23 protein-coding genes and 1 riboswitch are annotated in these 23,978 nt (G+C 65.0%); of the genes, 15 read left to right on the top strand and 8 right to left on the bottom strand.

Features of this window, described 5'->3' with window-relative positions; translation table 11 throughout:
- The first annotated feature begins 712 nt into the window (after nucleotides 1–712).
- The 8 genes from AB0J29_RS10105 (at nucleotide 713) to AB0J29_RS10070 (ending at nucleotide 5,628) form a co-directional block, all read left to right on the top strand.
- Nucleotides 713–859 carry a hypothetical protein gene (locus tag AB0J29_RS10105; RefSeq protein WP_364782289.1) on the top strand — a complete coding sequence of 49 codons (147 nt, stop codon included), beginning with the start codon at nucleotides 713–715 and terminating at the stop codon, nucleotides 857–859.
- Nucleotides 860–910: 51 nt separating this feature from the next.
- Nucleotides 911–1,456 carry an HNH endonuclease gene (locus AB0J29_RS10100; RefSeq protein ID WP_364782286.1) on the top strand — a complete coding sequence of 182 codons (546 nt, stop codon included), beginning with the start codon at nucleotides 911–913 and terminating at the stop codon, nucleotides 1,454–1,456.
- Between the two features lie 27 nt (nucleotides 1,457–1,483).
- Nucleotides 1,484–1,753: a WhiB family transcriptional regulator gene (locus tag AB0J29_RS10095; RefSeq protein WP_364782283.1), complete on the top strand. Its 270-nt coding sequence runs from the start codon at nucleotides 1,484–1,486 to the stop codon at nucleotides 1,751–1,753.
- 144 nt (nucleotides 1,754–1,897) lie between these two features.
- Complete coding sequence (locus tag AB0J29_RS10090; protein ID WP_364782280.1) at nucleotides 1,898–3,502, top strand: VWA domain-containing protein; 1,605 nt, start codon at nucleotides 1,898–1,900, stop codon at nucleotides 3,500–3,502.
- Between the two features lie 10 nt (nucleotides 3,503–3,512).
- Nucleotides 3,513–3,674 carry a hypothetical protein gene (locus AB0J29_RS10085; RefSeq protein WP_364782277.1) on the top strand — a complete coding sequence of 54 codons (162 nt, stop codon included), beginning with the start codon at nucleotides 3,513–3,515 and terminating at the stop codon, nucleotides 3,672–3,674.
- 92 nt (nucleotides 3,675–3,766) lie between these two features.
- Complete coding sequence (locus AB0J29_RS10080) at nucleotides 3,767–4,414, top strand: hypothetical protein (RefSeq protein WP_364782274.1); 648 nt, start codon at nucleotides 3,767–3,769, stop codon at nucleotides 4,412–4,414.
- Between the two features lie 387 nt (nucleotides 4,415–4,801).
- Entirely contained in the window at nucleotides 4,802–5,152 is a 351-nt protein-coding gene (locus tag AB0J29_RS10075) for a metalloregulator ArsR/SmtB family transcription factor (protein WP_364782271.1), read from the top strand.
- A complete protein-coding gene (locus AB0J29_RS10070; RefSeq protein ID WP_364782268.1) occupies nucleotides 5,149–5,628 on the top strand; it encodes an SRPBCC family protein in 480 nt (159 codons plus the stop codon). Before AB0J29_RS10075 ends, AB0J29_RS10070 begins: the two co-directional genes overlap by 4 nt.
- A 56-nt stretch (nucleotides 5,629–5,684) precedes the next feature.
- On the opposite strand, the gene gcvP is transcribed toward AB0J29_RS10070, so the two are convergent.
- The 7 genes from gcvP to AB0J29_RS10035 all read right to left on the bottom strand — a co-directional run bounded on the left by gcvP (nucleotide 5,685) and on the right by AB0J29_RS10035 (nucleotide 12,946).
- The gene (gene gcvP, locus AB0J29_RS10065; protein WP_364782265.1) at nucleotides 5,685–8,504 is read right to left on the bottom strand and encodes an aminomethyl-transferring glycine dehydrogenase; all 2,820 of its coding nucleotides are present in this window, start codon (nucleotides 8,502–8,504) and stop codon (nucleotides 5,685–5,687) included.
- Between the two features lie 188 nt (nucleotides 8,505–8,692).
- Nucleotides 8,693–8,792: riboswitch (glycine riboswitch) on the bottom strand.
- A 130-nt stretch (nucleotides 8,793–8,922) separates the two neighbouring features.
- On the bottom strand, nucleotides 8,923–9,522 hold the full coding sequence (locus AB0J29_RS10060; protein ID WP_364782262.1) for a MerR family transcriptional regulator: 600 nt from the start codon (nucleotides 9,520–9,522) through the stop codon (nucleotides 8,923–8,925).
- A 195-nt stretch (nucleotides 9,523–9,717) separates the two neighbouring features.
- On the bottom strand, nucleotides 9,718–10,191 hold the full coding sequence (locus AB0J29_RS10055; protein ID WP_364494724.1) for a bifunctional nuclease family protein: 474 nt from the start codon (nucleotides 10,189–10,191) through the stop codon (nucleotides 9,718–9,720).
- 165 nt (nucleotides 10,192–10,356) lie between these two features.
- Complete coding sequence (locus tag AB0J29_RS10050) at nucleotides 10,357–11,193, bottom strand: MerR family transcriptional regulator (protein WP_364782259.1); 837 nt, start codon at nucleotides 11,191–11,193, stop codon at nucleotides 10,357–10,359.
- A 73-nt stretch (nucleotides 11,194–11,266) separates the two neighbouring features.
- Complete coding sequence (locus tag AB0J29_RS10045) at nucleotides 11,267–11,752, bottom strand: FHA domain-containing protein (RefSeq protein ID WP_364494719.1); 486 nt, start codon at nucleotides 11,750–11,752, stop codon at nucleotides 11,267–11,269.
- A 170-nt stretch (nucleotides 11,753–11,922) separates the two neighbouring features.
- On the bottom strand, nucleotides 11,923–12,321 hold the full coding sequence (gcvH, locus tag AB0J29_RS10040) for a glycine cleavage system protein GcvH (protein WP_364782256.1): 399 nt from the start codon (nucleotides 12,319–12,321) through the stop codon (nucleotides 11,923–11,925).
- Between the two features lie 40 nt (nucleotides 12,322–12,361).
- A complete protein-coding gene (locus AB0J29_RS10035; RefSeq protein ID WP_364782367.1) occupies nucleotides 12,362–12,946 on the bottom strand; it encodes a CDP-alcohol phosphatidyltransferase family protein in 585 nt (194 codons plus the stop codon).
- Between the two features lie 251 nt (nucleotides 12,947–13,197).
- Between AB0J29_RS10035 and AB0J29_RS10030 the strand changes: the two genes are divergently transcribed.
- The 4 genes from AB0J29_RS10030 to AB0J29_RS10015 all read left to right on the top strand — a co-directional run bounded on the left by AB0J29_RS10030 (nucleotide 13,198) and on the right by AB0J29_RS10015 (nucleotide 18,366).
- Nucleotides 13,198–14,892 (top strand): GMC family oxidoreductase, encoded by a 1,695-nt coding sequence (locus AB0J29_RS10030; RefSeq protein WP_364782253.1) that lies wholly within the window; start codon nucleotides 13,198–13,200, stop codon nucleotides 14,890–14,892.
- Nucleotides 14,893–15,072: 180 nt separating this feature from the next.
- Complete coding sequence (locus AB0J29_RS10025) at nucleotides 15,073–16,449, top strand: DUF2252 domain-containing protein (RefSeq protein WP_364782364.1); 1,377 nt, start codon at nucleotides 15,073–15,075, stop codon at nucleotides 16,447–16,449.
- A gap of 90 nt (nucleotides 16,450–16,539) precedes the next feature.
- Nucleotides 16,540–17,442, top strand: a complete 903-nt coding sequence (locus tag AB0J29_RS10020; RefSeq protein WP_364782249.1) for a nuclease-related domain-containing protein — start codon at nucleotides 16,540–16,542, stop codon at nucleotides 17,440–17,442.
- A 285-nt stretch (nucleotides 17,443–17,727) separates the two neighbouring features.
- Nucleotides 17,728–18,366 (top strand): phosphatase PAP2 family protein, encoded by a 639-nt coding sequence (locus tag AB0J29_RS10015; protein ID WP_364782246.1) that lies wholly within the window; start codon nucleotides 17,728–17,730, stop codon nucleotides 18,364–18,366.
- Between the two features lie 5 nt (nucleotides 18,367–18,371).
- On the opposite strand, the gene AB0J29_RS10010 is transcribed toward AB0J29_RS10015, so the two are convergent.
- On the bottom strand, nucleotides 18,372–20,309 hold the full coding sequence (locus AB0J29_RS10010; protein WP_364782361.1) for an acyl-CoA dehydrogenase: 1,938 nt from the start codon (nucleotides 20,307–20,309) through the stop codon (nucleotides 18,372–18,374).
- Nucleotides 20,310–20,554: 245 nt separating this feature from the next.
- On the opposite strand from AB0J29_RS10010, the gene AB0J29_RS10005 reads away from it, so the two are divergent.
- Genes AB0J29_RS10005 through AB0J29_RS09995 form a run of 3 tightly spaced genes read left to right on the top strand, consistent with a single transcriptional unit; the run spans nucleotide 20,555 to nucleotide 23,756 of the window.
- Complete coding sequence (locus AB0J29_RS10005; RefSeq protein WP_364782243.1) at nucleotides 20,555–21,190, top strand: TetR family transcriptional regulator; 636 nt, start codon at nucleotides 20,555–20,557, stop codon at nucleotides 21,188–21,190.
- The gene (locus AB0J29_RS10000) at nucleotides 21,190–22,122 is read left to right on the top strand and encodes an ABC transporter ATP-binding protein (RefSeq protein ID WP_364782240.1); all 933 of its coding nucleotides are present in this window, start codon (nucleotides 21,190–21,192) and stop codon (nucleotides 22,120–22,122) included. Before AB0J29_RS10005 ends, AB0J29_RS10000 begins: the two co-directional genes overlap by 1 nt.
- The gene (locus AB0J29_RS09995; protein ID WP_364782237.1) at nucleotides 22,119–23,756 is read left to right on the top strand and encodes an ABC transporter permease; all 1,638 of its coding nucleotides are present in this window, start codon (nucleotides 22,119–22,121) and stop codon (nucleotides 23,754–23,756) included. The genes AB0J29_RS10000 and AB0J29_RS09995 overlap by 4 nt, the downstream gene beginning before the upstream one ends.
- Nucleotides 23,757–23,978 lie beyond the last annotated feature (222 nt).

Here is a 23,978-nt window from a genome sequence, read left to right as displayed (position 1 = left end):
GCAGACACGATTCACCGGTCGAGTTCTGTTGGGCCACACGCCCATCGGTTGACCCACCTTCTCGAACGGCATTGCCCGAAGCCGGGACGCGAGCCCGCCTACCGGGGTTCAATAGATGGTCACACGATGATGTGCGGGAGGGAGTCATTGGTGTCCTGATCACCACCACAACCGTGGACGAGGCGGTAGCTGCCCCTCGGACACGATGAAGGAGCCGCGCACCCCCTCGCCCGCGGCTCCTTCATCCCCGCCGCGCCGGGCAAATTGTCGACATTACCACGCTCGGTAGAAATGTTAGGCGTTTATCACGGGAAGCTCTCGCATAAATCCCAGGTCAGACCGCACGGTTGACTCCGACGCAACGGCAGGCGGTCGCGTACCGCCCCGGCCGCTTCGGAACTAGCAACACCTAGGTGTGGACCATCTCTATGCGCAAGATGATCGGCGCAATGGCGGGAACCCGTCATGGTAGGCGCCGTCGGCGACGCTGCCCGACAACGGCGGCCCCGCCGGCTGCCCCGGCCGCTACGTCGTGGCGATACCCGGCACATCGGAGACCTCCGACGCCAATCCGAGCGAGAGCATGCTCGCCAGCGTCACCGATAATCTGCCGCGAAATACCCGCACCGACTACGTGACCTCGTGGCTGCGACAGTGCCGGGTCGGCCTGACCTGAAAAACCCTTCGCCAGTGGTGGGTGCGCTGTGCCACCATGGATTTCGATGATGATCACCCGATTTCGCGGGTGCTCACGAGCACGAGGAAGGAGGCCGCGGCCATGACCATTGTCGTATCGAGCCCGCGTCGGTATGACGCGTGCGTCGAGCAGGTACTGCGCCGCCTCCCGGCCGGTAACTGACCGACCCGCGCCTCCCTGATCCGCTCGCTCCCTTGAAACATGGTGACTCCCATGACGCTGCACCGTGCCACCGATCCGGTGGCATCGACTGTCGACAACTGGATATACACCCGGGTACTGGTGTTGAACGCCAGCTACGAGGCGCTCAGCGAGATCAGCGCCGACCGGGCCGTTGTGCTGCTCATGGGCGGTGCCGCCGAGTCGATCGCGGATCGGGAGCCGCACTTCCCGATTCGGTCCAAGCACCTCGAGCTCGCACTGCCGGAGACCATCCGGCTGCTGCGGTACGTGTACCTCGACCATGTGACGCGCGTACACGACGGCAGTCGTGCGACGCTGGCCGGTGTGCTGCGCCGGGACAACCATCGGTGCGGGTACTGCGCGTCCTGGGCGCGCACCGTCGACCACATCCGGCCACGCAGCCGGGGTGGGCCGAATACCTGGGACAACCTGATCGCCGCCTGCGCACCCTGCAACTCGAACAAGGCCGACCGCACGCCGGAAGAGGCGGGTATGCGGCTGCTGTGGCAGCCGAAGGCACCCGACCACCTCGCCAAGCGGCAGCAGCGGATCTGGAAGCAACTGGCCGCGACCTGAGCCGAGAGAGAAAGGAGAAGGCTCGAAATGACCGTCGAATTGGAGACCAGCGCACATGTCGATCTGACCGACCTGCTCCCGCTCTCGGATTCCCGAGAGTGGCATCGGGCAGCCTGCCGCGGCGATCCGAACCACGATGCGTGGTTCCCGTACCCGTCGCAGGACTTCGAGTACGCGCGCGGAGTCTGCGCCGGCTGCCCGATCCGTGATACCTGCGGTGAATTCGCCGCACGCACCGGACAGTCCGGGGTTTGGGGCGGCCACGAGTTCGACCGCGGACGGATGATCCGTCCCTAGCCGGACCTTCGCGCCACGCCGTGCCCGTGCGCCGCACCGGACACACCAGCAGGGCAAATCTCGCGTGACCATACACTGAGCATCGTGGGCACACATCGCAGCGGAACCAGATCCCGAGGCGTCAGCAAAGGTCCGGTTATCGCAGTGGTTGCCGTTTTGCTGCTAGTCGCGGCGGTCTTCGCGTATTTTCAACTCAGTGATCGCGCCGCGAACCGGGACAAGTCGGCCGCGGCGGAATGTAAGGAAGGACCGTCGACGCTGTTCGTGACGGTCGATCCGGATATCGCCGATCCAGTGCGGGCCGCGGCGGAGCGCTACAACGCGGCCAATCCGAAGGTGCGCGATCATTGCGCGAAAGTAGTGGTGACGGCGCAACCGTCGGCCGCGATCGTCGCCGGGTTCACCGCGGGCACACCGTGGAACGGTGCGCTCGGTCCGCAACCGGGGCTGTGGATCGCCGATTCGATGCGATCCATCGAATCCATGCGGGTGCCCGGGCTGATCGAGGGCACACCCGCGCCGGTCGCGATGAGCCCGATCGTGGTCGCCGTGCCCGAGGATCTGCGGAGCGCACTCGAGCAAGCCAAGATCACCTGGGCGGATCTGCCACGGCTGCAACAGGGGTCGCTCGATGAGCTCGGGTTGTCCGGGTGGGGTGGGTTGCGGATGGCGCTGCCGGCAGGGGACTCGACGCTGGCGACGGCGGCCGCGGTCGGCTCCGCGGTGTCGGGGACCGACCCGCTCACCGACGAGGTCGCACGGTCCGGTCAGGTTGTCGCCGCTATCTCCGGGCTCGCCGCAAAGGCGCCGCAGGCGGCCGACACCACGGCCGCACTGGCCGCGATCGGTGCGGCGAATTCGCCCATTCATGCGGTTGCGGCTACCGAACAGCAACTGAAAGCCCTTGGCGGTACGTCGGCATTTCGACCTGCGGGGACCGCCCCCGTCGCCGATCATCCCGCCGCGTTGATGTCCGGAGCATGGGTGGACAAGACCCAGAATCTGATCGCATCGCTGTTCGCCGACTATTTGCGCGCACCCCAGCAGTCCGCGGCCTTCACCGCCGCCGGATTCGCCGCCGCACCAGCCACCGCCGCACCAGCGCCGTCCCGGACCGCGCTGGACAAGGTACATGCCACGCTCGCCAATCCCGTTCTCGGCGTGCAGGCCACGGCGGTACTCGACGTATCGTACTCGATGGGCAATAGCGACGGATCCGTCACCCGGCTCTCGAATGTCCTCGGCGCGATTCGCTCCACGATGAATGTGATGCCGCCGGACTTCGGACTCGGCGTATGGACGTTCGGCAAGAACCTCGACGGGACAACGCCGTACAAGATACAAGCACCCACCGCACCACTGAGTAATCAGCAGCGCACCGCGTTGGATACGGCACTGGAGGCGGTGCAGCCCACCGAATCTCGCACCGACCAGGCCTATCCGTCACTGATCGCCGCCTACCGGTCAGCTGTTCGCGGATACACCGCGGGGCTCACCAATTCGGTTCTGCTCGTTACCGACGGCCCGGATGACGACTCCACTATCACTGGAGCGAAGCTGCTGACCGAGCTGGCCTCCGCCGCCGATCCGGCCCATCCGGTTCGCATCGATGTGATCGTTATCGGCGGCAATGACACCGAGACCCTCCAAACCGCCGCTCAGCGAACCGGAGGGACGTACACGCACCTGCCGACCACGGATGACGTCAGCTTCGGGACCGCGGTGATGCATGCTTTGACAACGCCGTAAGAATTCGCCGATGCTGCGCGGCAGCACCGAATTCGTCGCATCGGATTCGGTGCCCACGCACGAATCGGTGACCACCGTGGACGCGTGCCTAGCGGCGCACGCGCCGTGGCATTCCGCGCAGCAGGTCTCAGTTGCGGCAAAAACCTTGGCCAACACGATGATTCGAGCCTGAGCCGGACCGGATCGAGAAAATTGGCAGCCCCATCGACGCATAGCGTGCCGATCGCGGGACAGCACACCACCCCACAGTGCGATGATTTGCGGGTGACTTCCTGGCTTCCGCTCCTGAGCTCGCTGATCGTCGCCGTCGCAGCAGTCGTCGGCGTCGTGATCAATAACCGCACCAACCGTGCTGCGATCACCGCCGCCGACGCGCGCAACCAGACCACACTCGACGCCGCGCAGAGAAATATCGAAGCGGCCAATGCCGCAACCGAAAGCCGCGAACAGGACAAATGGCGCCGCGATTCGATTCTGACCGCAGTCTCCTCGATCCTGGAGTCCGCCGCCGACGTGCGTCAGGATCTGTGGGACACCCTCGACCTGAAGGCCGAAAGCGTCGAGGAAGTGGACAGTTTCGGCAAACAGGTCCTCGAAAGCATCTCCGCCCTCAACGGTTTCATCACCCGACTCCGCGTCCTGGCCAACCCCAAAATCCCTAGCCGCTGCGAAGATCTCGTGCGCACCCTCACCGCCGCACAGAGCATCACCGTACAGCGCCTCAAGGTAGAACTCGACGAAGAGGCCACCATGGACGACGTCAACGCCATCCGTACCCTCTGGCACAAGGCCATCTCCAATACTGTCGAAGAAGAACGCGCCGTCGTCAACGCAACCCGCTCCGAACTCGGTATCGAAGCCATCAGCACCCTCCCCCAACTCACCCCCGAACCCACCCCGGACCCGGCCTGACTCATTCGGCCTGAATCCGAGGACACAACCGACGCCGCCCCGGACCGGGACGGCGTCCTTCGAGTCCCCTCAGCACGGCAACGACCGCGGCAGTCGCGGTCATGCCTGCGTCGGGGAATTGCCCGGTACGCAGCGTGATCTCGCGCCACCTTTGTAGCGCCCGCCGCCACCTGACGGTTGACCAGAGTCGGACGCTTCGACCGCCCGAACTGGCGTTGCGCATCGTTGCGGGCACGACGACAGCCGGCACGACGCCTTCTTCGTCATGCCCAACAGCTATGTCATCGCCTGGAGCAACGACCGTACACGTCGGATCCGCCTGACCAATCAGCATTCAGTGGGCGCGCCCATAGACAACCATATTTCGTAAGTCTAGACTTACGGTTCGTGAGGGCTTACCGAGAGGCAGCGTTGGATGCCTTGGGGGATCCGACGCGGCGGGCGATCTTTGAGCGGCTGAGGGACGGGCCGTGCGCGGTTGGGGAGCTTGCCAAGGAGTTGCCGGTTAGTCGGCCTGCGGTTTCGCAGCATTTGAAGGTGCTCAAGGCGGCGGGGCTGGTTACCGATGAGGCGGTGGGCACCAGGCGGGTGTATCGGCTGAATCCGCAGGGGATCGATGGGCTTCGGGTGTACTTCACACAGTTCTGGTCGACGGCGATGTCGGCCTTTCAGGACGAGGTGAACCGACAGGTCGCGACCAAGCGGGCGGCGGACACCTCCGAACAGGAGAAGTCATGACACAGCAGTTGAGCGAGAAGGAAGTTCGGGTCGAATTCGTCGTCGACGCACCGATCGATAAGGCGTACGACGTATTCACCAATGGGATCGACAGATGGTGGCCACGTGGGCATCACATCGGCAAAGGCGAACTCGCACAGGAGGTTATCGAACCGCGCCAAGGCGGGCGCTGCTTCGGCAGGGAAGTGGATGGCACCGAATGTCCTTGGGGCACCGTACTGGTCTGGGATCCGCCGCGGCATTTCGCGTTCTCCTGGGAGATCGGCCTGAACTGGCAGCACGAAACCGATCCGGAGCGCGCCAGCCGCGTCGATGTCGCTTTCGAACCCGTCACGGCCGACCGCACGGCCGTCACCCTGGTGCATTCGGACTTCGAAAAGCACGGCGAGGGTTGGGAATCCATGCGCGACAGCGTGCGGAGCAAGGACGGCTGGGCGGATCTGGCCAATGCCTACGCCAAAGCGGCTGCCGCATAGTGAAGATGACTACCGAGCCGCACCTGCAACGGGGGCGAGGTGCGGCTCGGTAGCCGTCAGTACGCGTCCAGCGGCGGGCAGGAGCAGACGAGGTTGCGGTCACCGTAGGCGCCGTCGATGCGCCGCACCGCGGGCCACACCTTGCCCCGTGCCGGATCCAGCCCCTGCGGATACACCGCGACCTCCCGGCTGTACGGGTGCTCCCACTCCCCGACCAAGCAGGCCGCAGTATGCGGCGCACCACGCAGCGGGTTGTCCTCCACCGGCCACACACCCGCGGCGACCTGATCGATCTCGCCCCGGATCGCCGTCATGGCCAGAATGAATTCGTCCAGCTCGGCCAGGTTTTCGCTCTCGGTGGGCTCCACCATCAACGTGCCCGCTACCGGGAAGCTCATGGTCGGCGCGTGGAATCCATAGTCCGCCAACCGCTTTGCCACATCGTCGACGGTCACACCGGTCCGCTTGGTGATCTCGCGCAAATCCAGGATGCACTCGTGCGCGACCATCGAATTCTCACCGGTATACAGCACCGGGAAGTGCTCGTTCAACCGGCGCGCGATGTAATTGGCCGAGGCAATCGCGGTCAATGTAGCCCTACGCAGGCCATCCGCACCCATCATCCGGATGTAAGCCCAGGTGATCGGCAGGATCGACGCCGAACCGTACTTCGCCGCCGACACCGCATGCGAGTCTTGCTCCAGCGGGTCACCCGGCAGATACGGCGCCAGATGCGAGCGCACCGCCACCGGACCAACGCCCGGACCGCCACCGCCGTGCGGAATGCAGAAAGTCTTGTGCAGGTTCAAATGGCTGACATCGCCACCGAATCGTCCCGGACGAGCAAGGCCCACAAGGGCGTTCAGATTCGCACCGTCGACGTACACCTGGCCACCCGCATCGTGCACCAGCGCGCACAACTCGGCGACTTCGTGCTCGTACACACCGTGCGTCGACGGGTAGGTGATCATGATGCAGGCCAACCGGTCGGCGTGGTCGGCGATCTTGGCGCGCAGATCATCTAGGTCGACATCGCCGTTCTCCCGGCATTTCACAACCTCAACGCGTAGTCCGGCCATGGTGGCCGAGGCCGCGTTGGTGCCATGTGCACTGGACGGAATGAGGCACCTATCCCGGTGTGTATCACCACGATCCAGGTGGTAACGCCGAATGGCCAACAGACCCGCGTACTCACCCTGACTGCCCGCATTCGGCTGCAGGCTCACCTGGTCATACCCGGTGATGGCCGCGAGCCAGCTCTCGAGATCGGTGATCACCCGCAGCAGACCGGGCGCGTCCTCGACGGGTGCGTATGGATGTACCCGTGCGAAACCGGGCCAGGTGATGGCCTCCATCTCGGCGGTGGCATTGAGCTTCATGGTGCAAGAGCCGAGCGGAATCATGCTGCGGTCCAATGCGATGTCCTTATCGGAGAGCCTGCGTAGATAGCGCAGCATCGCGGTTTCGGTGTGGTAACTGGTGAAGGCCGGGTGGGTGAGGAATTCCGACGTGCGGGTCTCGATCGAACCGCCGGGCACGCTCGGCACACCCGCCGGATCGGTGACACCCGACGGCAGTCCGGTGCTGAAGGATTCGAGCACCGCGGTGACGTGCGCTTCGGTGGTGGCCTCGTCACAGGCGATGCCGACGTGATCGGCATCCACCAACCGCAAGTTGATCCCGCTCGACTTCGCCTTCGCGACAACGGATTCCGCGCTGCCGGGCACGCGCACCAGCAGCGTGTCGAAGAAAATCCCGTGCACCACAACACCATCGAGCCCGGCTGCGATGGCGGCGGCGCGGGCATGAACGCGGCGGGCGATCGCACGCAGCCCGTCGGCACCGTGGTAACTCGCGTACATCGCGGCCACGATGGCGAGCAGCACCTGGGCGGTACAGATATTCGAGGTCGCCTTTTCCCGGCGAATGTGCTGCTCACGGGTCTGCAATGCGAGCCGGTATGCCTTGTTGCCGTCGGCGTCCACGGAGACACCGACCAACCGGCCGGGCAGCTGCCGCGCGTGCTTGGTGTGCACCGACAGATATCCGGCATGCGGACCGCCGAACCCCATCGGCACCCCGAAACGCTGTGTGGTGCCGAAACATACATCAGCGCCCTGTTCCCCCGGCGGCGTAATCAACGTCAGCGCAAGCAGATCCGCGCCGACCGCCACCAATGCACAACGGTCGTGCGCAGCCTCGATCACCGGCCGCCAGTCCACGATCCGGCCCGACGCACCCGGAACCTGAACCAGCACACCGAAGAACTCACCCTCGGGCAGCTCGCCACCGGACAGATCTGCCGAGACGATCTCGATGCCCAGCGGCTCGGCCCGGGTGTACAGCACGGTCTTGGTCTGCGGGAACAGATCGTCGTCGATGAGCAGACGTGCGGACTTGGACTTGCCAGCACGGCGCAGCAGCGTCATCGCCTCGGCAGCAGCGGTGGCCTCATCCAGCATGGACGCATTGGCCACATCCATCCCGGTCAGATCCGACACCATGGTCTGGAAGTTGAGCAGCGCTTCGAGCCGCCCCTGACTGATCTCGGGCTGGTACGGCGTGTAGGCGGTGTACCAGGCCGGATTCTCCAGCAGGCTGCGAACCAGCACCGGTGGGGTCAGTGTGTCGTAGTAGCCGAGCCCGATCATCGAGGTGGCGACGGTATTGGAGTGCGCGAACTCGGCGAGTTCGGTGAGCACCTCGTGCTCGGTGGCCGCGGGCGGCAACACCTCCAGGCCGGAGCCGTCCAGAATGGACGCGGGTAGTGCCGCGGTGGCGAGCTCGTCCAGCGAGCCGACGCCTACGACGTCCAGGATCCGGGCGAGTTCGTCCCGGTCGGGTCCGATATGGCGGTCGGCGAATGATCGAGTCACTGCAGCTCCAAGGTCGGGCGGGGTCAGCCAACGGCGGCCGACGAGTATCAGCCCTCCCCCTCTGTCGTGGAGCCTGAGAGATTCGGACGCCGCGACACTCCTGCCTCGAATGGACAGGGCCCGGGCCCCTTTCCCCATGGGCGGGCGATCGCCGCGTTGTGCGCCGGTCACCACTTTCCAGAGACGTCGAAGCCCGTACGGTCCTTTTGCCTGAGAGATTGACGGGGAGGTGCTGCTCCTTCGGCGCCCGAACTCTTGTGAAGTCCGGAACTCTCCCGCACGGCGGCGACGCATCGCTAGTTTATGCCGCGCGCGCAACGATTGACGCCACCGGACCCTGGATAGGCGTGTAGCGCTCATCACTGCGGTACATACGACAAGTGCCCGCCGCGGTAGCGACGGGCACTCGATACGATCTCTAGCCGGTCTTCCGGTTCATCCGTGCCTTACGCCGGAAGGACAGTTCGTCCTCCGGACGTTCGCTCGCACTGCCGCTCACCGCCCGCTCCGCCGGGAAGTTGGCGATGGCCCCGGTCAGTTCCCGCATGGCGCCGCTGACCGCGATTCCGAAGACGCCCTGCCCACCCTGCAGTAAATCGACTACCTCCTCGGGCGAGGCGCATTCGTAGACCGAGGTGCCATCGGAGAACAGCGTGATACCCGCCAGATCCTGCACGCCGCGGCTGCGCAGATGATCGACCGCGATGCGGATGTTCTGTAGCGAGATGCCCGCGTCCAATAGTCGCTTCACGATCTTCAGGACCAGAATGTCCTTGAACGAATACAGCCGCTGGCTACCCGACCCCGCGGCACCTCGGATGGAGGGCACGACCAGTCCGGTCCGCGCCCAGTAGTCGAGCTGCCGGTAGGTGATCCCGGCCACCTGGCATGCGCTGGGCACGCGGTAGCCGACCAAATCGTCGGGTACCGAATCATCCGGGAACAGGCCTGGCTGTACCACATCCTGCGATTGCTCTGCCACTGACCACTCCCTTGCTTCGCCGACGCCTTGCCTCATCGATGACCCGGCTCCGTAACGACCAACGACCGGCCATAACGGACGTGGCCCAGTTATCGAGATTACTCCCCCTGATTGTCCCGGGAGCCGCATCGTCCGACCAAACGCGACGCGCGGTAAGAGTCTCTACCTCTACTTTAGGGCCAGAGGAAAAGTGGGCACGCCGGACCGACAACACCGGTCCGCCCGGTCAGCTCAGCTATCGGTGGCTTTGAAGTCGTCCGGGGAGACCGACTCCAGGAACTCCTTGAACTTCTCCACCTCGTCCTCGCGCTCGTCCGGCATGACCAGCCCGGCCTCCTCGAGCACCGACTCCTCGGCATGGATCGGGCAACCGACCCGCAAGGCGATCGCTACCGAATCCGAAGGCCGCGCCGAGATCCGCAGGTCGTTCTCGAAGACCAGATCCGCGTAGAAGGTGCCCTCCTGCAGATCCACGATCCGCACTTCCTTGAGGGTGTGCCCGAGGTCGGCGATCAAGATCTTGATCAGATCGTGAGTCAGCGGACGGATCGGAGTCACCCCCTCTTGTTCGAGCACGATCGCGGTCGCCTCGGCCTGCCCGATCCAGATCGGCAGATACCTGTCTCCGGACACCTCGCGGAGCAACAGCACGGGCTGGTTCTGTGGCTGCTCGACACGAATGCCGATTACGCGCATCTCACTCATCGCACTGCCTCCCAATGACTCGCCGGCCGCCCGGCATGACCGCTGCAGAGCTCGCCGTACCACGAGTCTAAGCGAACCTCGAGGCGTGCAGCATTCCCTGTGCACAGCCGAAATCGGCGTGTTGTCCGTCTGGAACGCACAGCGAACCGATGCACCCGCCGTAACTCAGGCGCCGAGCGAGGACCGGACCGACGCTTTCACCAAGCAGGTATGCAGTGTCAACGACAATGCCGCCAACTCGCGCACAGTCTCCTCGGCACGGGCCCGCGCACCGGCATCGCGGCTCTTCGCGATCGGGGCGGCGATCTGCGCCACCAGTGCGGCCTCGCGATCCGCGGCCAACTTGAACGCACGCAAATGCCGTGCCTCCAAGCCGAATTCGGCCATCGCCTTCGCGGTCTTGGCCAGCGTCACCGCATCCTCGTCGAAGAAACCGGCGGCGCCCGAAGTGATCAGATTGGCCCGAATCAGATCGGCGAGGAACTTCTCGTCGATCTCGGCCTGCGTGAGCAGATCCGCCCGGGTGAGCCGGATTTCGTGATCGAATCGCAGCTCGTCGGGCGAGATTTCACCGGGCACGACGCCGAGTCTGCGCGGCGCCGCGGTCCGCGCGGCATGGTTCGCCCCGGGTGTCGCGGTGGGCTCGGAGTCGGGCATGGCGGGCCCGGACTCCAGCGCAACGTTGCGGCCGGAATGCGCCCGGGCGCGGGCTTCCCGCACACCGAGCGTCGCCGCACCGCTGTCGATCGCTTCGAGCTGCTCCTTGATCACCTTCAAAGGCAGGTACTGATCACGTTGTGCGGTCAGCACGAATCTGAGCCGTTCGCAGTCCGCGATCGAGAACCTGCGATAACCCGACGGCGTACGTTCGGGTCGGATCAGCCCCTCGGCCTCGAGGAAACGGATCTTCGAGATGGTGATATCCGGAAAGTCCGGTCGCAGCAGGTCCAGCACGGAGCCGATCGACATGCCTCCGCGAGCCCACTGCGCCGCGCCCGTCATAGCACCGAGTCTTTCATGACACAGCGTTCTTCCCTGTCAACGCCACCGACACGCGAAATCCGTGCCGCTGATGTCACAGGCTGCCCGCACCCGCCGACGGTTCGTTCACCTGAGCCCGCGGTCCGGTGAGGAAGACCAGGCGGAACTTGCCGATCTGAACCTCGTCACCGTTCTGCAACTCCGAGGAGTCCACCGGCTCCCGGTTGACGTAGGTGCCGTTGAGGCTGCCCACATCGACCACCTGGAAGGAATCGTCGTCCTGCCGGAATTCGGCATGCCGACGGCTGACGGTGACGTCGTCGAGAAAGATGTCACTGTCGGGATGGCGGCCCGCCGACGTGGTCGGCTGATCGAGCAGGAACCGCGAGCCCGCGTTCGGGCCTCGCTTCACGACCAAGAGGGCGGCACCAACCGGCAGACCCTCGACCCCTTGGACCGGCTGTTCGCCGGTCACCTCAGCGGAGCGCGACGCCTCGACCTCGTTCAGGAAATCCGCGCGGAAGACCGACGTCGTCTCGGCCGCGGTCTCCCCGTAACCCGGGTCTTTGTTCTCGCTCACCGTTTCTCTCCTCCTCGAACCTGATTATCCATGCAAGCAGGTGCTGCTTTCACCGCCACGACCTGGGGATCCCGGCGCTAGAGCACCGGCTGCCAAGCACCGGCACATCTGTTGGCTTTGACCGTACCCTGCCGGGGCGTACCCGTGCAGGTAGAACTGGGAAGGCTGGGTCAGCCCCCGATAACTCCTTGATAACCTGCGGCATCCAGTAGTTCACCGAGCGCGGCATCCACGCTCGCCTCGTCGCTCAATTCGAGCTCGAAGATCCATCCCTCCCCATAGGGATCGGTGTTCAGTGTTTCCGGTGCCGAGTCCAGAACATCGTTCACCGCAACGACTTTCGCGGCCAGTGGGGCATATATATCGGACACACTCTTCGTCGATTCCACCTCGGCGATGCTGTCCGCTGCAGCAACCTCCTTATCGACCTCGGGCAACTGCACGAACACAACGTCACCGAGTTGAGACTGGGCGTAATCGGTGATGCCGACCCGAACCCGGGTCGGGCCGATCCGCTGCACCCATTCGTGTTCTTCGGTGTAGCGCAGATCCTCAGGGGTCTGGGTCACAGGCCGTCCTTTCGTCGTCTACTCGACGCAACTCTAATCGCTAGTCGCTGCGGTGTGACACCGCCGGTATCGCTCGCGCGACGGCGAAAGCCTTCCAGATGTAGAGCACGCCGGTCCACACATACACCGCCGTGCCCCAGACCAGGAATGCCCCACCGAAGGCGCGGCCGAAACCTGCCAGCGCCCAATCCATCTGACCGGCCAGCAACCACGGCAGCGCCGACATCAAACCGAAGGTGGCGGCTTTACCCAGGTAGATGACCTCGGGCGGATCCAGTTCGCGACGTTTGTACACCGAAAGACTCAAGGCCAGGATGGCGTCGCGACCGATCAGGATCACCGCGACCCACCAGGGCAGCAACCCCCGGATCACGAATGCCGCCAGGGTGGTCACCAGATACAGCCGATCCACGAACGGGTCGAGCAGTGCACCCAAGCGCGACGACTGATCCAGCAGCCGGGCCAGCTTGCCGTCCAGGAAGTCGGTCACCCCGCTGAGCACCAGCAACGTGAATGCCCAGCCGTCGGCCCGCACGACCAGCAGCAACCACACAAAGAGCGGGACGCCGACCAGTCGCAGCACACTCAGAACATTCGGGACGGTGAAGATGCGGTCGGCGAAGATGCCGCCCGCGGCCGGATCGCCCGCATTGCCCGGGTTGTCCGCGCCGGAGCCGGCCTGTTCGCCAGGTTCCGTTTTCCCCGATTCGGTTGTCACAGCCCGTGCATACCGCACCGACCCCGCTTCACGCCATCCGGGCACGCCGGTGGCGCTTCGGATAGCTGCCTGTTGTGTGATACACCGCATCGACCCGGATGACAGAATGAGTGTGGAGTCATCTCACATGGTTGTCGCACGGTTCAGAGAGGGAAACCATGCCAGCATTCGACTACGACGTAGTAGTGATCGGGTCCGGATTCGGCGGCAGCGTCAGTGCGCTGCGCCTGACCGAGAAGGGCTACCGGGTCGGCGTGGTCGAGGCCGGACGGCGCTGGCCCGCCGAGGACATTCCGAAGACGAATTGGAATGTGCGCAAATCGATCTGGGCTCCGCGGCTGGGTTTGACCGGACCGCAGCGGATCAGTGTGCTCGGTAAATGCGCGGTCTTCTCCGGCGCGGGCGTCGGCGGTGGCTCGCTCATCTACGGCAATACCCTCTACGAGCCGCTGCCGAACTTCTACACCGATAAGCAGTGGGCCCATATCACCGATTGGAAGGCCGAACTGGCGCCGTATTTCGACCAGGCGCAGCGCATGCTCGGCGTGGCCCCGAATCCGCGGATGACGCCCGCCGACGAGGTGATCAAGGCGATCGCCGACGATCTCGGCGTCGGCGATACCTTTCATCCCACCAACGTGGGTGTCTTCTTCAACGAGGCCGATCCGGGCACCGAGGTCGAGGATCCGTACTTCGGCGGCGCGGGTCCGCACCGCCGCGGCTGTGTGCACTGCGCGCAGTGTTTCACCGGCTGCCCGAATAATGCCAAGAACACCACCACCACGAATTACCTCTATCTGGCCGAAAAGGCCGGAGCCGAGGTACATCCGCTGACCACCGCGACCGCGGTTCGGCCGCTGTCCGGCGGCGGATACGCGGTCGAGACCGAGCGTTCCGATCGCTGGATCCGCAAGCAGCGCAAGACTTTTACCGCCGAACAGGTGGTATTCGCCGGTGCGGCGCTCGGCACGCAGAAATTGCTGCACAAGATGCGCGACAAGGCGATACTGCCGAATCTGTCGTCGCGCCTCGGCGAACTGACCCGCAGCAATTCCGAGGCGATCCTCAATGTGGTGAGTCGCTCGCGTCGCGATTTCGCCGAGGGCATCGCGATCACCTCCTCGATCCATCCGGAGGCCGATACCCACATCGAGGTCTGCCATTACGGTAAGGGACAGAATGCGCTGTTCCCGATGTCGGTGCCGATCGTGGACGGCGGGGCATTCCGATTCCTACGCTTCCTGCTGGCAATCGTGATGCACCCGTTGGTATTCCTGCGCAGTCTCAATGCCCGCCATGCCTCGGAGAAGTCGGTGATCCTGCTGGTGATGCAGTCACTGGACAATTCGCTGACCTCTTACCGCAAGCGCGGACAGTTGAAGACCAAACAGGGCACCGGCGAACCGAATCCGACCTGGATTCCCTTGGCGCACGATATCGGCAGGCGGTTCGGCGCCAAGGTGAACGGCGATACCCACGGTCTGATCATGGATGTGCTGAATATCCCGGCCACCGCGCATTACATCGGCGGTTGTGTGATCGGCGAAGGTCCGGAGGCCGGTGTGGTCGACCCGTATCAGCGGGTATTCGGACATCCTGGGCTGCATGTCGCGGACGGCTCGGCTGTTACCGCGAACCTCGGCGTCAATCCGTCGCTGACGATCACCGCCCAGGCCGAACGTGCAATGGCCTTTTGGCCCAATAAGAACGAGGCTGATCCGCGCCCGGAACTGGGTTCGGCGTATCGCCGGATCTCCCCCGTCGCCCCCAAGCATCCGACGGTGCCGGCCTCCGCCCCGGGCGCGCTGCGGCTGCCGATCACGCCGGTGAATCCCGTCGTACCCGCGACCTGACCGGTCCAGGTGCGCGAGGAGTCCCAATACCTACCTCGCTCGACCACCACGGAGCGAGCTTGCGAGCGAGGAGCGCGGCCCGTCTCACGTCCGAGCGAAGGCATGGCCATCGACTCAGCCGAGTCGTCGCAGCGCATACGCCGCGGGCGGGGCAAAATGAGCACAGCGTAGGATAGTGGTATCGATCTTCGCTCGTATGTTTCTACCGAGGACGTCCGCGGCCGCGGCTTTGCGCTGCGCCAGCGGGTTCCGGTCAGTGCCCGGGATCGAGCGGCCATCTGGTCCGAGCGACCGGATTTGCTCGATTTCGTGGCGGCGAGCAATGCCGGTCGGTTACCACATCTGATACCGCTGCGGGTGGGGCACATGCTCGCCTCGCCGTTCGCCTTCTATCGCGGTGCGGCCGGGCTGATGGCCGCCGATCTCGCGGGCAGTCCGGACACCGGCGTGCCCGCGCAGATCTGCGGTGACGCGCACGCCGCGAATTTCGGCCTGTACGGCACACCACGGGGCGAAATCGTCATGGACATAAATGATTTCGACGAAACGATTCGCGGCCCGTGGGAGTGGGATCTGGAGCGGCTCGCGGCCAGTCTGGTGCTAGCGGGTCGCGAAGGCGGTGCGGGCGAAGACGATTGCCTGCGGGCCGCGCGGGATGCGGGCCGCGCCTATCGCCTCGCCATCGATCGTCTCGCCGAGCAACCGTTCATGGAATCGTGGAGCGCGCTGCCGGACGAGTCGATCATCAGCAAAGCCAGGGCCGGTGATCTGCTCGACGACTTCAAGAAGGCCGCGAAGAAGGCGCGCAAGAACACCAGCGCCAAAGTGCTCGAGAAGTGGACCGAACATCTCGCGGATCACGAAACCGGGATCACCAAGCGCCGATTCGTCAGCGACCCACCGATTCTCACGCCGGTCGATGTCAAGGTCGCCGAGGAGATCATCGACGGGCTGGAGCGCTACGGCGATACCCTGCGTGAGTCCCGACGCAATCTGCTGGCCCGATTCGCGCTGTCCGACACCGCGTTCCGCATTGTCGGCACCGGAAGCATCGGACTGCACAGCTATGTGGCACTGCTGCACGGCAATGCGGGCGAAGCGCTGGTACTGCAACTGAAACAGGCCACCCCGTCGGCCCTGGCTCCCTACCTGCCCGCGCCGCCGCCCGCGCATGAGGGTGAGCGAATCGTGCAGGGCGCCAGGCTGGTTCAGTCGGAGACCGATATCCTGCTCGGCTGGACCACACTGCGCCTGGAGACCGGCGAACTGCCGTTCACGGTGCGCCAGTTCCGCAATATGAAGGGCAGTATCGATCCGGTGGAGCTGTCCTCGGACGATCTCGACGATTACGGCAGACTCGCCGGTGCGCTGCTGGCCCGCGCGCATTCGCGTTCGCTCGATCCACGCCTGCTCGCTGGATATTTCGATGGTGACGAGGCGTTCGAGGATGCCGTTGCGCGCTTCGCGGTCCGCTATGCCGATCGGACCGAGGCCGACCATGCCGAATTGGTCGATGCGGTGCGGGCTGGAAAGATCGCCGCAGAACAACCAGGGTGACACACCGCGTCTGGTCGCAGCCGCGGCGAACCGGGCCATGTTGTCCGTATCCTTGCCACCATCGAGTGATGACGTGAAGGGCGGACGCGAATGCTCGTGCGAGTACAGAACCCGGCAGGCACCAATGCCGAGCGGGCCCTGATCGATCGGCTGCGCACCTGGAAGGATCCGGGTAGCCCACACGGCGTCGCCACGGTCAATTGCAGTCTGTTCCACAACGATCGGCTGCATCAGTTCGATGCCGTGGTCTGGACGCCGACCACTTGTGTGGTGATCGAGGCCGAGGCACTGCTCGCGCGCCAGGACGGCGTGCTGGAGGTGCCGCTCAGCGGTCCGTGGATGATTTCCGGCGAACCGATCGCCAGCGAAGGCCGCGATCGCCGCACCCCACTGGACAAATCGCGCGAACATACACTCGCACTGCAGAATTGGCTGGCCGCGCGCGGTCTCGGCCAGCGCGCGGTGCACGGTGTCGCGCTGATCGTGCCGCTGCCTGGCGCCCAGCTGTCGGTCAAGCAGGAGTGGAGCGATCCGAGTTTCGATGTGATCCTCGACACCGATCCGGAACGGCTGCGGCACTATTTCGAGACGCTGGCCGATTCCGAGAAGAACATCCACGTGTGGACCGCAAACGATGTCGCGGTGGCCTTCCGCAGCCTTGGCATCCTGCCCTATCTGCCCGCCCCACAGGATCTGATCAACGAGGGGTTCCTCGGCCCGATCGACATCACCCTGTGGCACGGCGGCCCGCAGCAGGCGCAGGCGGAGGCCTATGCTGTGGAGCTCGCCGAGGCCGAAAAGAATGTCAATGCACCGGGCATGGTCATCGAAGCGCCCTGGTACAGCCCGTGGAAGCTGTATCCGCGGCAGGCGGGCGATATGGATCTCGGGCGGGCGTTCATGCGCATCACCCTGGCAATGGGCATGGTCGTCGCCGTCGCGTGGGTGATCTGGTTCGTGATCACCGCGATACTGGCCTACGGGCCGGGGTGATCACGCGCCGGTCCGACAGGCGTCGGCTGCTCCGCCCCCGGACGGTGCGTTGGGGCTGCACTCGACCACGAGTACCCCACCTGCGGGGGCGCTGCATATCGAAACCGGGTGAGCCGGCCCCGGACGACTGGGCCGTATCGGCCGATCACCGAATTCGAGCCCGAGCGCAAGGTCGGGCTCAAAGGCATCTCGGACCGCTGCGACCGGGCGGCGAGTGATCGCCTTCGGCGGCGGACCGTGATCCCGCGACAGATGATGTGTTCACTTGTGCCCTATCGTCGACCGGTGATCGTGAATGGGGAGAGGTGGCTCGGCCGGGTCCGGGCGAACCTCGTCGCACTGTGCGTCGTGCTCGTCGGCGGCGGCCTCGTGGTTACATTGCCGCTCACTTTTCCCGTCGACGGCGCTGCCACCGATCTCGATCGCGCGCTCGCCCAGCCGATCCACTCGGCGCTGGACGACCATCCCGGCGGGTACGAGGCACTGGTGATCCCGAGCAATGGCTACATCCTGATCCCGCTAATGCTCGCGGTCGCCGCCTGGTTCGGCTATCGAGGGCAGTGGCGGCGGGCCGTGGCAATGGTGCTGCTTCCAGAGGTCGTTGTCGGGCTCAACAGCTGGGTGCTCAAACCGCTGTGGGATCGACCGCTGCACGACTATCTCGCCTATCCGAGCGGACATACCGTCCATCTGGTCGCGATCGCCACCGCATTCGTGGTACTGACCGACTCGATGCGGGCGCGGATAGTCACCATCGTGATCGCCACCGTCGCGCTGGTCTGCGCCGCAGTCGGCATGATCGGCCTCGGCTATCACTTGCCCACCGATATCCTCGGCGGCGCGGCGGTGGCGATCGCACTGGTTGTCGCGTGCTGGACGCTCACCGAGCGATTTGTCGCGGAGCAGGCACGGGTGGACTCCTAGGTCCGCTATACCGTCGTACGGCTGGTCGTCCGATCGAACACGCTCGCATCGTCCAGCAGCGCCGCCCGCAGCATGCTCTCCGGCACCCCCATGCCCCCGACCAGCGTCAACGCATCCGGTCGCAGCCGGTCGACCAGTTCATTGACACCGCGACGCACGGCCTTCGCACGTTCGACCGACATGAACCGGTGCATGATGAACCACGCCTGGTTCTCCTCGAGCATCGAGTAGACGTACAGATCGCAGACGGTCTCGGCGAGCTCGCGGGCCTGCGGATCCGCGATTGCGGCAATACCTTCGATGAACTCCTCGAGGATCAGTCGGTCGATATGCGCGGTGCCCGCCGCGAGGATGTGGTCCTGCGCATTGTTGAACGCCTCGAACGGTGTGGTGTCCTTGGCGCGGGCCCGCAGCCGGTGTCCCGCGGTGCGCACCAGATAGTCCTCGCGGTCGGCGAACAACTGCAGCTGCACCGAACGACGGGACAGGTCACCCTCGTCGACGGTGTCGTCACTGCGGTCGCGCAGCGTCTGGATCAGTTGGCGCACACCGGAACGGTTGCGCACCACATCGCCGGCCATGGTGGCGGCGAAGCGCACCCAGCCGAGCGCATCCAGATCGCGGATCTCATCGGAGTAGGCGGTGAGCAGTTCCTTGGCCACCAACTGGGTGAGCACGACATTGTCGCCCTCGAAGGTGGTGAACACATCGGTATCGGCCTTGAGGGTGACCAGGCGATTCTCGGTGAGATAGCCGGCACCGCCGCAGGCTTCGCGACATTCCTGGATGGCGCGGGTGGCGAACCTGGTCTGCGCGACCTTGAGTCCGGCGGCCCGCTTTTCCAAGGCGCGCTGTGCGCCGGGATCGAGATCCTGACCGGTCTGCACCAGATGCATGCGGCGGACCAGGTCGTTCTGTGCGAAGGCAAGCGCATACGACCGGGCGATCAAGGGGAGCAACCGTCGCTGATGAACGCGGTAGTCCAGCAGCAACGTCTCCTGGCCGCTGTCCGGATCCGAGAATTGGCGGCGCTTCAGCGCATACCGCGTGGCAATGCTCAATGCAACCCGGGCACCCGCCGCGGCTGCACCCCCGACACTGACCCGCCCGCGCACCAAGGTGCCCAGCGTGGTGAAGAATCGGCGGCTCGGATTCTCGATATCGGAGCTGTAGGTGCCGTCGGGCGCGACATCGGCGTACCGGTTGAGCAGGTTCTCCCGGGGAATGCGGACCTGATCGAAGACGATGCGGCCATTGTCGACACCGAGCAGGCCACCCTTGAGACCGTCGTCGTAGGTGGTCACACCCGGAAGGTCGGCGCCGTGTTCATCCCGGATCGGTACCAGGAAGCAGTGCACGCCCTGACTCGAACCCTCGGTGATCAGCTGCGCGAACACCGCTGCCATCCTGGCGTGTTCGGCCGCACCGCCGATGTAGTCCTTGCGTGCCGACGGTGTCGGCGAATGGACGACGAACTCCTGGGTCCGCGGATCATAGGTCGCGGTCGTCTCCAGATTCGCGACATCGCTGCCGTGTCCGGATTCGGTCATCGCGAAACAGCCGAGCAGATCGAGTGAGATCAGCCGCTTGACCACATCGCGATGCCGTTCGGTCCCGAGGTTCTCCACGGCACCGCCGAACAGCCCCCACTGCACACCGGATTTCACCCACAGCGACAGGTCCGCATAGGCCAGCATCTCCAGCCCGACCACCGCCGCACCCGGCTCCCCCGTGCCCCCGTTCTCACGCCGGAAACCGGCCTCCGCGTATCCCATCGTCGCGATGACCTGCATCTGCTCGAGGACCCGGGCCCGGGCCGCGCGGTAGTCGAGCGCGGGGTCGCCGGAAAACCGGTCGTCGGCCAGCCGCACCCGGGCTTCGGTGCGCACCGCGCGCCACGGGCCGTCGAGTGCATCGCGCAGGTGATCCGATGTCGAGGGCATCTCGGTGTCAGCCATGGCACCGACACTAGCGTTTCGCTGCGGTACAGCGACCGGTCCGCGCGGATGGCATACCACGCCCAGTAGCCGCACCAAGGCGCTGACCAGCGGATTCAGCCAGGACAAATATCATGACACGACATCTTCGCCGAACTCTTGCTTCGCCGTTGAACGCACGTTTAATATACTAAACATGTGTTCAATCAGAGAGCCGTATCGCAAGGACCCGCCGAGCTAGGAGGCGCCGCGTGACGCCAACCCCGAATTCGGATCTCACCACCGCCGCCCGCATTCGCGATATCGCGATCGAGGTGTTCGGTGACAACGGATTCCAAGTCGGAGTGCGCACGATCGCCGCGGCTGCCGGTGTCTCCCCTGGACTGGTCAACCATCACTTCGGCTCCAAGGACGGCCTACGGGCTGTCTGCGACGACCGGGTGCTGGAGTTGATCCGGGACCAGAAGTGGAAGACCACCACCGACACGAACGTGGCGAAAAGCATGCTCGCCGCCCTGTCCGAGATCGAGTCATACGGCCCGCTGGTCGCCTATATGGTGCGCAGCCTGCAGGCCGGCGGGCCGCTGGCCGAATCCCTGCTCGAGCACATGATCTCGGATGCCAAGGAGTACATCGAGGCAGGCGTCGAAGCGGGCGTCATCAAGCCGAGCCGCGATCCGGGCGCGCGGGCCAGATACCTGACGACGGTCAATGTCGGCGCGACCGTCCTGCACGTCACCCTGCTGCAACAACGCGGCGAAAAGCTCGACTACCGCAAGCTCGTTCGCACCTTGACCGAGGAATTCGTGCTGCCCGCCGCGGAGCTCTACACCCAGGGACTCCTGACCGACCCAACGATCTTGGACACCCTTACCAAGGAGACTTGATGTCCGACATCATCGAAGTTCGCGATCTGCACAAGAACTTCGGCCACTTCGCCGCCCTGACCGGACTGGATCTCGCGGTCCGCGAAGGCGAAATCCATGGCTTCCTCGGCCCGAACGGCGCGGGTAAGTCGACCACCATCCGCATTCTGCTCGGCATCCTGCGGGCCAGCTCCGGCGAAGCCCGGCTGCTCGGGCGCGATCCGTGGACCGATGCGGTCCAGCTGCACCGCGAACTCGCTTATGTACCAGGCGATGTCACGCTGTGGCCGTCGCTGTCCGGCGGTGAGACCATCGACCTGCTGGCCAGAATGCGTGGGGAAATCAATCCGAAGCGTCGCGCCGAACTCATCGAGCGATTCGACCTGGATCCGCGCAAGAAGGCCCGCACCTACTCGAAGGGCAACCGACAGAAGGTCGCGCTGATCTCCGCACTCGCCTCCGATGTGCGTCTGCTACTGCTCGACGAGCCGACCTCGGGTCTGGATCCATTGATGGAAAAGGTATTTCGCGATTGCGTCGAAGAGGCCAAACAGCGCGGTACCACCGTCCTGCTCTCCAGCCATATCCTGTCCGAGGTGGAGGCACTGTGTGACCGGGTGACCATTATCCGGGGCGGACGCACCGTGGAGAGCGGATCACTATCCGAGATGCGACACCTGTCGCGTACCTCTATCACCGCCGAATTGCTCGGCGACCCCGGTGATCTCAGCCGTGTCCCAGGTGTCGAGGACATCGAACGCGATGGTTCGACGCTGCGCTGCCAGGTGGACGGGGAACATCTCGGCGGGTTGATCCGGATCCTCGGCGATGTCGGCGTGCGCAGCCTCACCAGCGCGCCGCCGACGCTGGAGGAGCTGTTCATGCGGCACTACCACGTCGACGGCGCGACGTCCGAGCAGGCGAAGGCGACCACGGAGAAGGTGGGATCATGACAACCGCAACCGCGGGCGGCCGGCAGTACGCCGCACCCGCCGTACGCGGAGCGGCCGACTTCGCCGGCACCGCACAATTACTGCGATTGTTCCTACGTCGCGACCGAATCGTCTTGCCGCTGTGGGTACTCGCCTTCGGACTGCTGCCCGCCTTCTACGTCACCAGCGCCAAGGCCGTCTACACCACACAGGCCGACCTCGAGCACGCGGCGAAGTCGATCACGGAAAGTCCGGCGCTCGTTGCCATGTACGGGCCGGTCTTCAGCACCGACCTCGGCTCGGTCGGGCTGTGGAAGGCCGGGCCAATGTACGCGATGATCGCGATCGCGACGATCCTCACCGTCATCCGGCACACCCGGGTCGAGGAGGAGTCCGGTCGCGCGGAGTTGGTCGGCGCCACCAGCATCGGCCGCTATGCCGGGCTGACCGCCGCCATGATCATGACAGCCACCGGCTGTCTGATCGTCGCCATCCTGAGTGCCCTCGCGCTGTACGGCATCGACCTACCCGCCGCCGGTTCACTGGCCTATGGCGCGACGCTCGGCAGCTCCGGTCTGGCCTGGGCCGGGGTCGCCGCCGTCGCGGCACAGGTGAGCGTGGGTGCGCGGGTCGCGCGCGGGGTGGCGTTCGGCGCACTCGGCACTGCCTTCGCGCTGCGCGCGGTCGGCGACGCCGGAAACGGTGTGCTGTCGTGGGTTTCGCCGCTGGGCTGGTGTATCAATATGCGGCCGTACGCGAATGAGCGGTGGTGGGTGCTGATTCCGCTGCTCACCGTCGCCATTGCGACCACCGCTGCCGCGTATACGCTACTGCAGCAACGTGATACGGGCTCGGGGCTGCTCGCCGAGCGCCCCGGCCCACCGGTCGCGGCACCCACCCTCTCCGGTCCATCGGGACTGGCTTGGCGGCTGCAGCGCGGCTCGCTGCTGGCCTGGTCAATCGGTTTCCTGCTCTACGGATCGCTGCTGGGCGGCGCCATCAACAGCGTCGGCGATATGCTCAACAACAGTAGCCAGATCCGCGATGTGATCAACCGGATGGGCGGCACCGATGTGTTACAGAACTCGTTCATCACCTTCGCCCTCAGCATGTTGGGCATCGCGGCGTCGGCCTACTCCATCTCGGCGGTGCTGCGGCTGCACGACGAGGAGTCCAGCCAGCGCGCCGAGGCCACACTGGCCGGTTCGGTGAGCCGAGAACGCTACGCGCTCAGCCATATCGGCATTGCCCTGCTCGGACCGGCGGTGCTGTTGTTCCTCGCGGGTGCGGCGGTCGGCGTCATCTACGGCGTGTCGGATGGCGATCTGGCGGGCAAGCTGGGCGACTGCCTCGGCGCCGCGACGGTCCAACTGCCCGCAGTTTGGGTACTCACCGCGATCACGGTGGCGATCTACGGGTTCGCCCCACGCTACGCCCCGGTCGCCTGGGGAGTACTGAGCACGATGATCCTCATCTTCGTGCTCGGCGCGCTCGATGGACTCCCGCAATGGGTCCGCGATCTGGTTCCGTTCACGCATACGCCGAAGCTGCCAGGCTCCACCTTCGAGGCTGCGCCGATCCTGTGGCTGCTCGGGATCGTGGTCGTCCTGCTCGGGGCCGGGATCGCCGGCTTCCGCCGCCGAGATCTGCGCTGAGATTCGGATGGCAGCGCCTCGCAACGGGTTTCACCGCCCGTTGCGAGGCGCTGTCGTGCGTCTTCAGTCGAGGAATCGACGAGCCGCCGTGCGGTGAGCGCGAGTCTGGCCCGAACCAGTCCCTTGGGCGCATTACGAACTGCTGCGCGACGCCGCTACGCCGATTTCTGGAATGTCTCGCTAACACCGGTTACACCGTGACCAGTCGAGACCGCGGATCAG

The organism is Nocardia sp. NPDC049707 (assembly GCF_040674855.1).
Classification (GTDB): domain Bacteria; phylum Actinomycetota; class Actinomycetes; order Mycobacteriales; family Mycobacteriaceae; genus Nocardia.
This window is presented reverse-complemented; position numbering and strand designations above follow the sequence as displayed.

Coding starts and splice junctions, on each gene's coding strand:
- AB0J29_RS10105 (WP_364782289.1), top strand. CDS start 713: ATGGATTTCGATGATGATCACCCGATTTCGCGGGTGCTCACGAGCACG.
- AB0J29_RS10100 (WP_364782286.1), top strand. CDS start 911: ATGACGCTGCACCGTGCCACCGATCCGGTGGCATCGACTGTCGACAAC.
- AB0J29_RS10095 (WP_364782283.1), top strand. CDS start 1,484: ATGACCGTCGAATTGGAGACCAGCGCACATGTCGATCTGACCGACCTG.
- AB0J29_RS10085 (WP_364782277.1), top strand. CDS start 3,513: ATGCTGCGCGGCAGCACCGAATTCGTCGCATCGGATTCGGTGCCCACG.
- AB0J29_RS10070 (WP_364782268.1), top strand. CDS start 5,149: ATGACACAGCAGTTGAGCGAGAAGGAAGTTCGGGTCGAATTCGTCGTC.
- AB0J29_RS10060 (WP_364782262.1), bottom strand. CDS start 9,522: ATGAGGCAAGGCGTCGGCGAAGCAAGGGAGTGGTCAGTGGCAGAGCAA.
- AB0J29_RS10055 (WP_364494724.1), bottom strand. CDS start 10,191: ATGAGTGAGATGCGCGTAATCGGCATTCGTGTCGAGCAGCCACAGAAC.
- AB0J29_RS10050 (WP_364782259.1), bottom strand. CDS start 11,193: ATGACGGGCGCGGCGCAGTGGGCTCGCGGAGGCATGTCGATCGGCTCC.
- AB0J29_RS10030 (WP_364782253.1), top strand. CDS start 13,198: ATGCCAGCATTCGACTACGACGTAGTAGTGATCGGGTCCGGATTCGGC.
- AB0J29_RS10020 (WP_364782249.1), top strand. CDS start 16,540: ATGCTCGTGCGAGTACAGAACCCGGCAGGCACCAATGCCGAGCGGGCC.
- AB0J29_RS10010 (WP_364782361.1), bottom strand. CDS start 20,309: ATGCCCTCGACATCGGATCACCTGCGCGATGCACTCGACGGCCCGTGG.
- AB0J29_RS10000 (WP_364782240.1), top strand. CDS start 21,190: ATGTCCGACATCATCGAAGTTCGCGATCTGCACAAGAACTTCGGCCAC.
- AB0J29_RS09995 (WP_364782237.1), top strand. CDS start 22,119: ATGACAACCGCAACCGCGGGCGGCCGGCAGTACGCCGCACCCGCCGTA.